The 13,521-nt window shown below is 47.7% G+C and carries 14 protein-coding genes; 6 read left to right on the top strand and 8 right to left on the bottom strand.

Features of this window, described 5'->3' with window-relative positions:
• Positions 1-27: 27 nt before the first annotated feature.
• Genes V5J35_RS12090 through purE form a run of 5 tightly spaced genes read right to left on the bottom strand, consistent with a single transcriptional unit; the run spans position 28 to position 3,604 of the window.
• Positions 28-681 carry a YiiX/YebB-like N1pC/P60 family cysteine hydrolase gene (locus V5J35_RS12090; protein WP_354007377.1) on the bottom strand — a complete coding sequence of 218 codons (654 nt, stop codon included), beginning with the start codon at positions 679-681 and terminating at the stop codon, positions 28-30.
• Positions 681-1,532, bottom strand: coding sequence for a shikimate dehydrogenase (aroE, locus tag V5J35_RS12085; protein ID WP_354007376.1), 852 nt, complete (start codon positions 1,530-1,532; stop codon positions 681-683). The genes V5J35_RS12090 and aroE overlap by 1 nt, the downstream gene beginning before the upstream one ends.
• A complete protein-coding gene (hemF, locus tag V5J35_RS12080) occupies positions 1,532-2,461 on the bottom strand; it encodes an oxygen-dependent coproporphyrinogen oxidase (protein ID WP_354007375.1) in 930 nt (309 codons plus the stop codon). Before hemF ends, aroE begins: the two co-directional genes overlap by 1 nt.
• 38 nt (positions 2,462-2,499) lie before the next feature.
• Entirely contained in the window at positions 2,500-3,096 is a 597-nt protein-coding gene (gene tsaC / locus V5J35_RS12075) for an L-threonylcarbamoyladenylate synthase type 1 TsaC (protein ID WP_354007374.1), read from the bottom strand.
• Position 3,097: 1 nt separating this feature from the next.
• Positions 3,098-3,604, bottom strand: a complete 507-nt coding sequence (gene purE / locus V5J35_RS12070) for a 5-(carboxyamino)imidazole ribonucleotide mutase (RefSeq protein ID WP_354007373.1) — start codon at positions 3,602-3,604, stop codon at positions 3,098-3,100.
• A gap of 655 nt (positions 3,605-4,259) precedes the next feature.
• Here purE and V5J35_RS12065 point away from each other — a divergent pair.
• Positions 4,260-5,702: a hypothetical protein gene (locus V5J35_RS12065; RefSeq protein ID WP_354007372.1), complete on the top strand. Its 1,443-nt coding sequence runs from the start codon at positions 4,260-4,262 to the stop codon at positions 5,700-5,702.
• A gap of 234 nt (positions 5,703-5,936) precedes the next feature.
• On the opposite strand, the gene dprA is transcribed toward V5J35_RS12065, so the two are convergent.
• The 3 genes from dprA to V5J35_RS12050 are packed head-to-tail and all read right to left on the bottom strand — an operon-like array spanning position 5,937 to position 8,120.
• On the bottom strand, positions 5,937-6,950 hold the full coding sequence (gene dprA, locus V5J35_RS12060; protein ID WP_354007371.1) for a DNA-processing protein DprA: 1,014 nt from the start codon (positions 6,948-6,950) through the stop codon (positions 5,937-5,939).
• Positions 6,901-7,089, bottom strand: a complete 189-nt coding sequence (locus tag V5J35_RS12055) for a hypothetical protein (protein ID WP_354007370.1) — start codon at positions 7,087-7,089, stop codon at positions 6,901-6,903. Before V5J35_RS12055 ends, dprA begins: the two co-directional genes overlap by 50 nt.
• Positions 7,086-8,120, bottom strand: coding sequence for a LysM peptidoglycan-binding domain-containing protein (locus V5J35_RS12050; protein ID WP_354007369.1), 1,035 nt, complete (start codon positions 8,118-8,120; stop codon positions 7,086-7,088). The genes V5J35_RS12055 and V5J35_RS12050 overlap by 4 nt, the downstream gene beginning before the upstream one ends.
• Before the next feature lie 212 nt (positions 8,121-8,332).
• Here V5J35_RS12050 and V5J35_RS12045 point away from each other — a divergent pair, with 212 nt between their 5' ends.
• The 5 genes from V5J35_RS12045 to rsmB all read left to right on the top strand — a co-directional run bounded on the left by V5J35_RS12045 (position 8,333) and on the right by rsmB (position 13,519).
• Positions 8,333-8,755 (top strand): hypothetical protein, encoded by a 423-nt coding sequence (locus tag V5J35_RS12045; RefSeq protein ID WP_354007368.1) that lies wholly within the window; start codon positions 8,333-8,335, stop codon positions 8,753-8,755.
• Between the two features lie 137 nt (positions 8,756-8,892).
• The gene (def, locus tag V5J35_RS12040) at positions 8,893-9,402 is read left to right on the top strand and encodes a peptide deformylase (RefSeq protein ID WP_354007367.1); all 510 of its coding nucleotides are present in this window, start codon (positions 8,893-8,895) and stop codon (positions 9,400-9,402) included.
• 73 nt (positions 9,403-9,475) lie between these two features.
• Complete coding sequence (locus V5J35_RS12035) at positions 9,476-11,137, top strand: hypothetical protein (protein WP_354007366.1); 1,662 nt, start codon at positions 9,476-9,478, stop codon at positions 11,135-11,137.
• Between the two features lie 115 nt (positions 11,138-11,252).
• Positions 11,253-12,197, top strand: coding sequence for a methionyl-tRNA formyltransferase (fmt, locus tag V5J35_RS12030; RefSeq protein WP_354007365.1), 945 nt, complete (start codon positions 11,253-11,255; stop codon positions 12,195-12,197).
• Entirely contained in the window at positions 12,197-13,519 is a 1,323-nt protein-coding gene (gene rsmB / locus V5J35_RS12025; protein ID WP_354007364.1) for a 16S rRNA (cytosine(967)-C(5))-methyltransferase RsmB, read from the top strand. Before fmt ends, rsmB begins: the two co-directional genes overlap by 1 nt.
• Positions 13,520-13,521: the final 2 nt, after the last annotated feature.

The following is a 13,521-nucleotide window of genomic DNA, read 5'->3' as shown; positions in this document are numbered from 1 at the left end:
TGTTTTGGGTGGGAACCAGCATGGCTATCAAACGACCTGTACTGGAGAATCAATAATCCCGAATGAATTTAATCTCGAAGGCAACTGCCCAGTCACACTCAGAATGTCTATTTTTTCCGAACAGGACAGTAAAGCCGGATGAGAGCCGGGTTCACCTTCAGGGATTGGCTTGCGGGCTTTATTATAATGCTGCACCCAGTAGGGGAGCAGTTCATGGGTTTCCATATCCCTGAAACCCATGGGGGTTTGTGGAAAAACAAAATGACCACGGTTGGCAAATCGCCAGGCTTCCAGAATCAGTTCACTGCAATACCAGCCTTTTTCCTTGCTGGTATAGTGGCAGTCATAGGGTTTATCCAACTGGTCAAGAATAAACCCTACCGCTTTTTCATTCAGGTGCAGATACTCAGGCAACAGTCTGGCATGAACAACGCAGTGTCGTCCGGAAGTATCAAGAACAGAACGTTGTAGAAAATGTTCCAGACTGATGCAGCGCACTTGCGGCATGGTCGCTTCAACCACTTTTCCTTCACCGCGCTTCCCTTCACCACAATAGACCGCCACATGGTTCAGCAACATACCATTGTAACCGGCAAAAACACGACTGATGGCGTACTCCAGCTCACCGCCTGAACGCAGCTGAAACAGCAGGTCGCCTTTTTGCAGGTTAGTCAGTTTCATCAGACAGTCTCTTTTGAAACAGCCATGTCTTCCCGGAGTTGTTGCAGTACAGCAGCCGTGTCCGGACGTACGCCACGCCAGATCTTAAACTGTTCTGCCGCCTGCTCCACCAGCATGCCCAGACCATCAATCGCCTGTCTGGCACCCTGCGCCAGACCCCACTGGTTGAATACGGTTATTTCTCTGGCGTACATCATGTCGTAGCAGACGGTCTGTTCATCAACAATCTCAGCGGGCAGGGGAGGGAGGTCACCCTGTAAGCTGGCTGAAGTACCGTTAATAATCAGGTCAAAAGACCCTGACAGGTCGGCAAAGCCACCTGCGGAAACAGGCTGACCGGGAAACAGTTCAGCCAGCGCTTCAGCTTTGCTGACGGTGCGGTTCGCTATCACCAGTTCCGCTGGTTTCTGTTCCAGTATGGGTTCCAGCACACCACGCACAGCACCGCCAGCGCCCAGAATAAGAAGTCGGGCGTTTTCCAGGTCAACCTGATGATTCACGGTTAAATCACGCACCAGCCCCAGACCGTCGGTATTATCGCCATGAAGCACACCGTCGTTACTTATCCACAGAGTATTCACTGCCCCGGCTTTTTCAGCCCGGACAGTGCGGTGCTGCGCACACTCCCACGCCTGCTCCTTGAAAGGAACCGTGATGCTTAAACCGTGACTGCCAAGTTCGTCTTTAAAGAAGTGGTTAATGGCTTCATCAAAACCGTCCACAGGTACCAGTCGGGCGTTATAATGCAGCCGCTGGTCCGTCTGGCTGGCAAATAAGGTATGTATCCAGGGTGATTTACTGTGAGCAACGGGGTTTCCCATCACAGCATACAGGTCAACAGGGCCAGCCATTAACGACTCTCCTCAGGCTCGTCTGCCCAGTCTCTGGGCTTTAGAAAATAGTCATACAGGCGTGCTTCTTCACTTCCCGGTTGTGGCTGCCAGTTGTAATTCCAGTGTACGACCGGTGGTAACGACATCAGGATAGACTCTGTACGCCCCCCTGACTGTAAACCAAACAAAGTGCCACGGTCATAGACCAGGTTAAATTCAACATACCGTCCACGTCGATACTGCTGAAACTGCTTGTGCTGCTCAGTGAAAGGGGTTTGCCTGCGCTTTTCAACAATAGGAATGTAGGCATCAATGTAGCTGCTGCCAACGGCCTGCATAAACTCAAAACAACGCTCGAAAGGCCATTCGTTCAGATCGTCATAAAACAGCCCGCCAATTCCTCTTGGCTCGTTACGGTGTTTCAGGAAAAAGTAGTCATCGCACCATTTTTTATAGCGTGGATAAACGTCTTTACCAAAAGGTTCACAGGCTGCCTTTGCCGTGGTGTGCCAGTGTTTGCAGTCTTCTTCAAAACCGTAATAAGGTGTCAGGTCGTAACCGCCACCAAACCACCAGACCGGCTCTTCCCCTTCTTTTTCTGCCACCATCAGTCGAACATTGGCATGAGAGGTCGGGACAAAAGGGTTGTTCGGGTGAATAACCAGTGACACGCCCATGGCCTGAAAGCTCCGGCCTTCCAGTTCCGGGCGTTTAGCCGTTGCTGAAGCAGGCAGCCGTTCGCCGGTAACAAATGAAAAGTTTACACCTGCTTTTTCAAATACACGACCACCTTCAAGTACTCGCGCACGCCCTCCGCCGCCACCGTGGTATTCCCAGCTTTCCTCACGAAAAGTCGAATCGCCATCCTGCTCTTCAATGGCGGCACAGATAGCGTCCTGCAGTGACAGTAAATAGTGTTTGACCTGTTCTGTTTTTATCTTTGTCATTTTTCATCCCATACGCGTAGATGGCGTATATCGGCAACCTAGCCGGACCGGATGATCTGCCCGGTTCGTAAGTCACGAATTTCAGAGGGTGTATTTTGTGAACCGGTTTCCCCGGGTACGATCAGGTCGACCTGCGTACCAAAATGCTGGTGTAGCGCCAGCCCGGTTAATAAAGGAGGTTCTCCAGCCCGGTTTGCAGAAGTAGAAATCAGAGGGTGTCCGGTAGCTTCACATAAAGCCCGTACAACCGGGTGGTCACTGATACGCACCGCAACGGTATCAAACTGGCCTTTTACCCAGTCCGGAACCCAGTGGTTAATATCAGGAATCAGCCAGGTGAATGGACCTGGCCAGCTGTCAGAAAGGGTTTGCCGCTGTGTTGTCGTCAACGGCTCCAGCAGTGGCGTAATCTGAGACTCAGACGCCGCTACCAGAATCATGCCTTTTTCTATGGGGCGGGCTTTGATATCCAGAATGCGATACACCGCATCCCTGTTCCACGGATCACAGCCCAGACCCCATACAGCTTCAGTAGGATAGGCAATGATGCCCCCCTGACCCACGACAACCGCTGCCTGTGCGGTAAGAGTGTTTTCCGGAGTTTCCTCAGGCGTTACATCAGGGGTAGCAATCATATTAACCGTTCAACTGATTTTGCAGGGCGGCATCTCTTGCCAGCACTTCTTCAGCATTGGCCTGACGCTCCATCTTCAGGCGGTCAGCCAGCTCTTTGTCACCCAGTGCAATGATTTGTGCCGCCAGATAGCCTGCGTTTTTAGCACCGGCCTTACCAATTGCAACGGTCGCCACAGGAATGCCACCCGGCATTTGTACGGTAGACAGCAGGGCGTCCAGACCGTCCAGTGGACCCGCATCAATCGGTACACCAATAACCGGCTTGATGGTCAGGGAAGCAACAACTCCTGCCAGATGAGCCGCCATGCCTGCACAGGCAATAAACGCAGCGCAGCCGCGTTTGTCAGCATCGGTGACAAAATGATGAGTTGCTTCCGGAGTTCGGTGTGCAGAATGCACTTTTACTTCAACCGGAATATCCAGTTTTTTCAGGACATCGATTGCAGCCTGCACCTTAGGCAGGTCCGAATCAGACCCCATTAGAATAGCAACGAATGGCTTCGTCATAACACTTCCATTTGGATTGATCAGCAAGTGTCGCATTCTATCAGGTCTTTATAACTATGTTGAGTGTTGAAGCTTGTAGTGAACCTCAAGAAGGAAACCCAGTGGTTCATGACTGATTTCAACATCCCTTTCGACAATAAAGGTAGACATTAAGCCCACCCATTAGACACAATCCCAGTCGTGTGCGAAGGGCGGGCAGAGCATCTTTTTCAGCCTGATTTGCCCAAGAGCGATAGGACACGTTCAGGTCAGTCAACCCGTTAAATTTACGGTGTAAATAAACCGGAGTGTCAGAGTTTCCATCATCACCAAGGGCAGCAATAAGTGACAGGATAAAATCCAAAGGATGTATATGTCGCTGTCGTATAGTGAAACCCGGTTGTTCAGCTATCCCGAGGAGTTCTGACTGGTTGAAACAGGTCTACAGTTTTTTCAACTGATCTACTACTATTTGCAGTACTTTTGTTCAGCTTTGATACTGTAGTTCAAACGTATTCTGGCTGCTCAAGGTGAATTCTGCCGCTGGAAATGCTGTTTTCTTGAGCTTAATGTCCATCCTAAGATTCTCGGCTAGACTTTCAGTTCATGTTTTGAATAAGCATACAGTCAACTCTAACTTACTGAGTCAATAAGTGAGAATACGAAGGTAGTTTATATGAAAACAAAGCTCAAACACTCTGTACAATGTGCTTCCTTAGTCATTTCCATTTTTCCATGGGTTGCACAACCAGATTCCAGAGCTATATACAGTCTTGCCGGTGAAAAAGCAGAAACGGATAAGTCCATGTTCAACAAGTTAGATGGAAAAAAAGTTGATATACCCTGGAGTCAACTTTCTGAATCTTTTAAGAACGTATACAGGAATTTGCTAAATAAAAGTTCTATCCCCAAACATTATCAAGAAGCAATATTAAGAGAAAAAATGCTTCAACAAAACCAAACGACAACACAAATAGTAACTCAAACGACGCCTTTACCTACCACTCCTGCAAAATCATTTTATCTGGATACACCATTTATCTTTAGAAAATTTCCAACACTACCTCCAGAGGCTTTGAAGAATTTTATTTCAATTCCAAATCAATACTTCGGCATTTATCCCTGTGACTATAAACCTTACACATTTACCTGCGGTATTTCTTACTGTACCGCTCATGGAGTCAAACAGTTTACATTTAAACCGAGAGATTTAGACAAATCCTTAAAAAGTGAAACCGTATACGACTTTGATAACTATATTAGGCAAAACCCTAACTCTTTTGAAGAAAAGCTATGCAGGGAACACTTCAAGCTGTATGCTCACGATTATTACAAACCAGATAAATTCAATGACTTTGCTCTGTCTGGAGTTATCAAGGTGGCCATTTATATAAATGGCAATAAAAGAATTGGCGCTATTCCTTTCACTACCAATAAATTAGTATCTTTTAATAATAACACTGATGACCAGCAGGCAAGCAAATACAGTCTGACTTTTTTTGAAATAGAAAATAACCCATTATTTCCACATAGCTCTGACTTTTATACCTATCTTCAAGCTACGAATTTATCTAAACGAGTGAGAGCCTGGAAACGCATTAAGAACAAAGCTTATTGGTCGTCTGCTATGGAAGACAGAATAGGTACGTATGAGTATTTCGAGGATGAAAGAATTAACCCCGTTGAAATATTTGCTGATATACCATTCGGCAAGAACTCCCCCCGGTGGAATGGAACTACAATGAGAAGACTTTTTGGAGGGGAGCTGACTTTAACACTAACTCCTTTTGACAAACACCTTTTTAACGCCAAAATCGAAGGTACGGCCACCCTGTCTTTATCCCGGAATAGAAAAGTGACAAAGGAAATTCAGTTCTCAACGAGAACACCCGTTTTAGTTCAAAAAACTCCCCTGAGATACATCAGAAAAGACCGCAGCAAACTTGTAGGTGAAGTTGTACTTCATTCAGACACCTATGAACACAGGAATAGAACATTCGTAAAAGATAATTTCAGAGATATGCCTGACTTTGAACCTTTTGAGTTCAGATTTTATGTCTCCCATGCCGTTGGTCAAAGCAATGACGACTACTCTTACATCAAGCCTAAAGGATTATAGGTACGATGGTTTTTATATTTCCAGGCCTGAATAAGTTTATACAACCGATTCATCCTTAAGAAAGCAGTCGTGCTCATTTCAGAACAAAAAAACAGTTCTTCGAGAGCTTTCTTTATATACGACATTTCTTGCCGGAGCGTTATCACCACCTGCTGCGCCAACTTGCTCGAGTTACTACTGGGAACTACGCTTTCTGAACATTAGGCAGGCTTGAGCCGTTAATGGCTGACAACTTCAACGCACTCTCAGAAAACCACCGGGAACCGACTGTACCAGTCCTTCCATTTCCAGCTCTGTCAGAACCACAGAAAGCTCCTCACAGGGCAGTCCTGATACCTGGCTGAGCAAATCCATACTGGCCACATCAAAACCCATGCAGTCCAGAACATGCAGGTGTTGACTGTTAATCACATCGCTGACTATTTCTGACTCTGCTTCTGTTTCCTCCAGCATTGGCTCAAGCAGAGGCTGAAGCTCAGCCAGTATATCTTCATGGTTTTCCACCAGAACAGCGCCTTCCCGTAATAACTGGTGACAACCTTTAGAGAGAGGATTTAATACCGAACCGGGAACCGCGAACACATCACGTCCCTGCTCTGCCGCCAGACGGGCAGAAATCAGTGAACCACTCTTCTGCTCGGCTTCAACCACCAGAACACCAAGAGACAGCCCACTGATGATGCGGTTGCGTCTGGGAAAATGTCCGGGGCTGGCAGACGTTCCCAGAGGAAACTCACTGACGATAGCTCCCTGCTGGGCAATCAGGGAATAAAGGTTGCGATGGTTGCGGGGATAAACCTGATCAACGCCTGTTCCCAGTACAGCCACCGTACTGCCATAACTGCTCAAAACCCCCTGATGGGCTGCTGCATCAATCCCCAGCGCCAGACCGCTGGTGATGACCAGGCCACTTTTACCGAGTTCGAGCGCAAGGTCATAAGCCAGCCTGCACCCTTGGGGAGTAGGACGACGACTGCCGACTATCGCCAGCTGTGGTTCTGAGAGTAGTTTAGGATTACCAATCACATACAGCAGTGGTGGTGCATCCGGAACTTCTTTTAATCTTGCGGGATACTCCGGGCAGTTAAAGCTGAGGATATGGTGTGCTTCACTGGACTCCAGCCAGTTGCGCGTATAGGTAAGCCGTTCACTGATATCAGGGGTTTCCGGGTTTCCGGCAATATACTGTGCAAGCTTGTCAGGTAAACCGGCTTTGAGTTGCTGAAAGGATAGCTTCAGGGTGACCAAACTCTTTGAGCAGTGACCGATAGCGAACGGCACCCAGCCCGGGAATAAATGAAAGCAGCAACCACTGACTCAGTTGTTGCCATTCCTGCTGTTGCGATGCCTCATGTTCGGCATTCTGTCTGGCCAGTTCAAGGGTCATTCCGGACTCTTTATGTTATCCCCAATACTGATGTCTTCGTTTGCTAACAGCACAATACCATAGCTCAATTTTTCGAACGGGCGATAAACCATTATCATTCCCACCCTCTCAGGTGGCAGCTGAATGTTCTGTCCGGAGACTGGGTCTTTAACCAGCAGACTTTTATGGACAGTCAGAAGGTCGCCCTGTTTTAAACCTTCCCGCAAGCCTTTGTTGATAATAACCGTATTGAGTCGACCGACTCTGTCAACGCCATCAAGCACAGACACAACGGCTCCTTCCACAGGAGCATCCGGAGCACGGGGAAAAAAGGCTGTCATTTGCGAAAAGGTATCGGCGGGTAACACCCGGTCACCGGCACGAACCTCCATGTTACTGTCAATCAGCCTCAGGGTGGCAACATCGCTGGAGGTTTTAACCATTGCTGCGTTGGCAATGTCTATCGCCACCACACCCAGAAGCTCACCACTCACAGGGTCGGAAATCACTTTACCCGAGCGGTAAACCCCAAGGGTTCGTCCATACAGGGCCTTCACCTGACCTCTGGCATAAATCCGGTCTCCTGTACCGGCGATAATCCTCTGCTGTTTGGTCGCAAACACATAGGGAGCCGCCTCCATTTCCTGCATATTGTTAAATATCCGGCTGTTGTTCAGGAAGGAGTCTATTGCCTGCAGGGGAATAGCAGGAATGGCAGATTCTGCCGGGAGTGTGCGAACTTTCGGGCTGAGTTTTATCGTCCGGCCACTTTCACCTCGTCGTACAATCGTCAGTCGTGGGCGACCGTCGACATACACAAGACTGATGACATCTCCGGGAAAAATAAGATGCGGATTATGAATCTGGGCATTCGCATGCCAGATTTCCGGCCACAGCCAGGGGCTTTTCAGGAATCGGTTGGATATATCCCACAGGGTATCGCCTCTGGTAACAATATATTCTCTTGGGGAGTCCGGTTTGATCGGACTTTCAAAGGCAGAACCCGATATAGCAATACACGCTAGTAAGACCCCAAGAACGAAGCTTCTCATGTCAGAGCGACCCTTGATTTTTTATTTTTATCATTGCCCGAAGTGTATCAATTAGCGCTCAAATCGAGCAATGAATGTTATCTACAGTTTCGACCAGAGTACCCCTTTCTGAATATGCATACGCTTTTGCTGTTACCAGACATCTGGAAAGTGAAAGACCGGTGTTGATGGCCGATAGGGCTTAAAGCGTCATTACTTTCCCTGTTCCGACAATGAATAAAACCACATCCAATACACTGGCTCATGACTCTTCCTCTCAACAGGCAAAAGCAAGACAAAGGCTTTACCAGTGGGCATTAACAGAACTGCAGGCAAAAGGATATTCCAACAAAATCATCAACACTGCCATTTTACGGGCTCTTAAAGACTTTCAGGGACGAAAGCTCGCGTTTATCAACTGGGTGCTGAATACACCTTCTTACCGCCAGAACAGCCAGTTTGATCCGCAAAAACAGTCCTCTTTTATCATCAACCAGGCCGCTCCTGCCATGGCGTCCCTGTTGAGAAAAAAAGGCTATGTTGATGAGGCGGTAGATCAGCTGGTCGGCCTGATGATTTCTCATGCGGGAGATACAGGCCATTGCAGTATTGCTGGTTTATGGCAGTCGGCAAAAGACTGGCCTGTCGTAAGGTAACCACAACACCTCCACAATTTTCTGGCAACTCCCCCTTTCGAGTCTTGCAGATGAGTACCAATGTACTTAAAACTACCTATATACCAAAAAGATATTTAAAATTAGTTTCTAATCAAAATTTTCTATCAGAGACTCTCATGGCACTGCTCGATATTCTGGAATACCCTGACGAAAGACTGCGCACCATCGCCAGCCCGGTCGCCGACGTGAACAACGATGTTCGCAAGATCGTTGATGACATGCTGGAAACCATGTATGACGCCAAAGGCGTTGGTCTGGCTGCGACTCAGGTGAATATCCACCAGCGCATCGTGGTGATGGACTTCTCAGAAGACAACAGCGAGCCTCTGGTTCTGATTAACCCAACATTTGAATCCCTGACAGACGAGCTGACCGATATCTCCGAAGGCTGTTTATCGGTACCGGGTGTTTTTGAGTTGCTGGACCGTCCTGCCTCCGTGCGCCTGACCGCTCTGGACCGTGACGGCAAAGAATACTCTATGGATTTCGATGGTCTGGCTGCCGTGTGCGTTCAGCACGAAATCGACCATCTGAATGGCAAACTGTTTGTGGATTATCTGTCCAAACTGAAGCAGGATCGTATTCGCAAGAAGATGGTTAAGCACAAGCGCCTGACTACTGCCTGATTGTTAGCCCGGCATGACTTACATAGACTTGAGTCATGCCGATAACATCTACAGAAAAACTGTGGATGCAACAATGTTAAAAAAAATATTACCAGCCATAATACTTTACCTGAGTGTTTTACCTCTGGCTGCAGAGGATAACCACTTAAGCAAGAATAAAGAAAATATAATTCTCATGGCAGCAAGTGCCTCAAAAGGGCTGGGGGATTACGCATATGGTGTCAAAATATACCATCTGCTAAATAACAAAATAACGGACGCAAACGTCAGCTTGATTCTCTATGGAGAACCTCATAAAAAAGAAACTGTATTAAAAATATATTCAAAAGAGTTTGAAGAAAATTCTGTCATCTGGATTACAAATACAGGCTCAGAAGAAGCCAGTCCCTCTATAAGCGCAGGTGAAGGAAAATTATTATCTCAATTTCTAGAAGGAAAGAACGCCACCAATACCGTTCTGGCTCATGTTGGTTCAGAACCAGAAAATTTATTTCTTGTGAAACACCTAAATGATTTGGGCCTCTCTGTAAAACTCAATATTACTGAAATGTTTTACTGTGACGGAGATCCCGGCATGTCGGTAGCTACTGAAGCAATATCGGGTTTGAATGATGGCTGGCATCTGGAACAAAGCGATTTGTCACTCCTCAAAAAAAATTGGTGGTTCACTGCGGATGTTTTTAACGATGAAGACGATGATGAAGAAGATGATAATCTGGAAAATGAAGAACCTTCAGAAAATGATAGTAATCTCAGGATAAATTTACTGGGAGAAAAAAACTATTCTTTCGGGGTAAAGTCAAAACACTCAAATAAAGTCAATTCTTTTTGCGAAGACAACCACTCAAGCTCTTACTTTTCATATAATGGACAGACATCAGGGCGACACAAAATAGGCTTACTACTCTCTGAAAGCCAAAAAATAATGGCTGAAAATTTCTCAGAACTCAGTATTTCCAAACTATACGAAACAGTTCCGGAAAGTGTCTTTAAATCAAATCATGCATTTTTAAGTATCTTATCAGGGAAAGACAGTACCGAAGATCAAATAAAATGGCTGCAAAACGATGGCTCTTATTTTTTCAGCTATATGCACGATGACCTGTCAAAATTAGACTTTATATCAACTACACTGCCCATTGCTGATCCGACAAAGGACATAAAATATGTAACAAGCTTTCAAAGACTCAAAAAATATTTTGCAACTCCAGGACTCGAAAGATTCATAAAAACCTTATTGAACAGAGTTATGGAAGACAACTCTATTCAACGGATTGTATTTTGGACAGGCAGTGATAATAGCTCCACGGAATATATACACCCAACTCAGAAAGGACGTACTTTATGGCTGATCAACCCTTTTCCAATAAGCAAGCCTCTGCTGGACCTGGTTGCCATTGCATCCAGTCAGCCTGTTGCCGGGTGTACAGGAGATCACAGCTTTTATGACATCGTTTCCATAGGAAAGTTGCCTTACTATGAAAGAGTTCCTCATATATCTGTTCTTCCTATTGAGCTATCAGAAATGTCTGAGGATGAGCAGCTGATGACACTCACAAATTACTTCGATACATTTTCTTCTACAGAGAAAACCAAACTGCTAAAACAGAAACAAACGTTTGTAGAATGGCAAAAGTTCAGAAAACAGCTGTGGCAAAACAATAATGGAAGCACAACATTAATCGAACTGTTTGAAGACGCTCTCTCAGACCTCGAGCAAACACAGCTGTACTAGTGTACCTCAAGCTCTGCCACAACCAGGATTTTACTCTCTGTAGCAGTTTCCTTATCATTCACGGTCATCTCTTATTCCGCTGCCGCGGAGCCATTCATAAGTCCCGAATATCGAAATGAAAAGCCTGAAAATCGTCTTTGCCGGTACGCCGGAGTTTGCCAGTGCACATCTGCAAGCAGTACTTGATTCGCACCATGAAGTTATTGCGGTCTACACACAGCCAGACCGCCCTGCGGGCCGGGGACGCAAACTGAAGCCGAGCCCGGTCAAAGAGCTGGCATTGCTGCATAACATTCCGGTTTACCAGCCAAAGACGCTGCGTGATGAAGCCGCACAGCAGGAACTGGCTGCCCTGGATGCCGACCTGATGATCGTTGTGGCTTACGGACTGATACTGCCCCAGGTAGTTCTGGATACCCCAAAGCATGGCTGCATCAATGTGCATGGCTCGATTCTGCCCCGCTGGCGCGGTGCTGCCCCGATTCAACGGGCAATTGCAGCAGGTGATAAAGAATCCGGCGTCACCATTATGCAGATGGACGCAGGGCTGGACACGGGGGATATGCTGATCAAGGCCTGTTGCCCGGTCAATGCGTCTGATACATCTTCAGACCTGCATGATCGCCTTATTGAAGTCGGCCAACCGGCACTGGTCGAAGCCGTCAACGCGATTGCCGAAGGCACTCTGACACCTGAAGAGCAGGATGATGATCTGGCCTGCTATGCCCACAAGATGAGCAAGGAAGAAGCGAAAATTGACTGGAGCAAACCCGCTGCAGACCTTGATTGTCTGGTAAGGGCATTTAACCCGTGGCCTGTTGCAACAGCCGAATTTGAAGGTTTGACGATTCGGATCTGGGAAGCCATCGTCGTTTTTGAAGACTCTGACAAAGAGCCAGGCACTCTGCTCAATTCCGATAAGAAAGGGCTGGATATCGCCTGCCAAAACGGTATCCTGCGAGTTACCAAAGTACAACTTCCCGGTAGCAAAGCCATGTCTGTCAGCGACCTGCTGAATAGCAAAAAAGAGTTGTTCACAGCCGGAAAACGGTTCAGCTAATGGCCAGAAAATCTTCTGTAAGGCTGGCGGCAGCCACCGCCGTCACCCGGGTTGTATCCGGTGAATCCCTGAGTCAGGTACTGCCTGACCTGCAGGAAACGTTGCCAAAAAAAGACCAGGCCCTGCTGGCCGAACTCTGCTACGGCACCATCCGCTACTACTTCCGTCTCAGCGCCTGGCTAAACAAGCTGGTTGATAAGCCGCTCAAAAAGAAAGAACAGGTGGTACACAGCCTGATTCTGGTGGGCTTGTACCAGCTGTTCTACACCCGCATTCCGGCACACGCCGCCATTGGGGAAACGGTTCAGGTGACGCGCAGTATGGGCAAAGCCTGGGCGAGGGGGCTGGTGAATGGCGTTCTGCGTAATGCCCAGCGCAACAGTGATGAGCTGACTTGTCTGGACGAGCAGGACAGCGAGCATTTCGATGAAATCTGCGCCACTGCTCACCCGGCATGGTTAATCGGTAAGCTGAAAAAAGGCTGGCCAGAACACTGGCAGGAAATTCTCAAGGCTAACAACCGACAGCCCCCTATGACTCTGCGGGTCAATGAGAAGCATCTGTCCCGCGACCGCTATCTGAAAAAGCTGCTGGATCATTGCATTCAGGCTTCACCGTCCACCACTGCTCCCCAGGCCATTACACTGGCTAAGCCGGTTCCTGTGGATCAGCTGCCGGGCTTTTCTGAAGGCTGGGTCAGCGTTCAGGATGAATCAGCGCAACTGGCTGGCGTATTAATTGATGCAAAGCCCGGAGAAAGGGTTCTTGATGCCTGCTGTGCTCCTGGGGGTAAAACCTGTCACCTGCTTGAGTTAAACGACGATATAACGCTGGATGCACTGGATGTGGATGAGAAGCGACTGGCAAGGGTTCAGGAAAACCTTGACCGCATCGGCTTATCCGCACGCCTGATGCATGGCGACGGTACACAGCCTGAACAGTGGTGGGATAAACAACTGTACGACCATATTCTGCTGGACGCTCCCTGTTCAGCAACAGGCGTTATACGTCGCCACCCGGACATCAAGCTACTGCGTCAACCGAAAGACATTGATGCTCTGGCGCAATTGCAACAACGCATTTTCAATACGATGTGGACATTGCTGAAACCGGGCGGCACTCTGTTATACGCCACCTGTTCAGTCATGCCTGCTGAAAACAGCAAACAGGTTGAAGCATTTCTGAGCAGCCACCCGGACGCCCGCCTGCAAACCATTGAAGGTCACTGGGGCCACGATACCGGGTTTGGACGACAGATTTTTCCCGGCAGCGGGGACGGATTCTTTTATAGCCTGATTAAAAAACAGGCACAGGGCAGTTAAGG

This window comes from Endozoicomonas sp. NE40, assembly GCF_040549045.1.
Lineage (GTDB): Bacteria > Pseudomonadota > Gammaproteobacteria > Pseudomonadales > Endozoicomonadaceae > Endozoicomonas_A > Endozoicomonas_A lisbonensis.
This window is presented reverse-complemented; position numbering and strand designations above follow the sequence as displayed.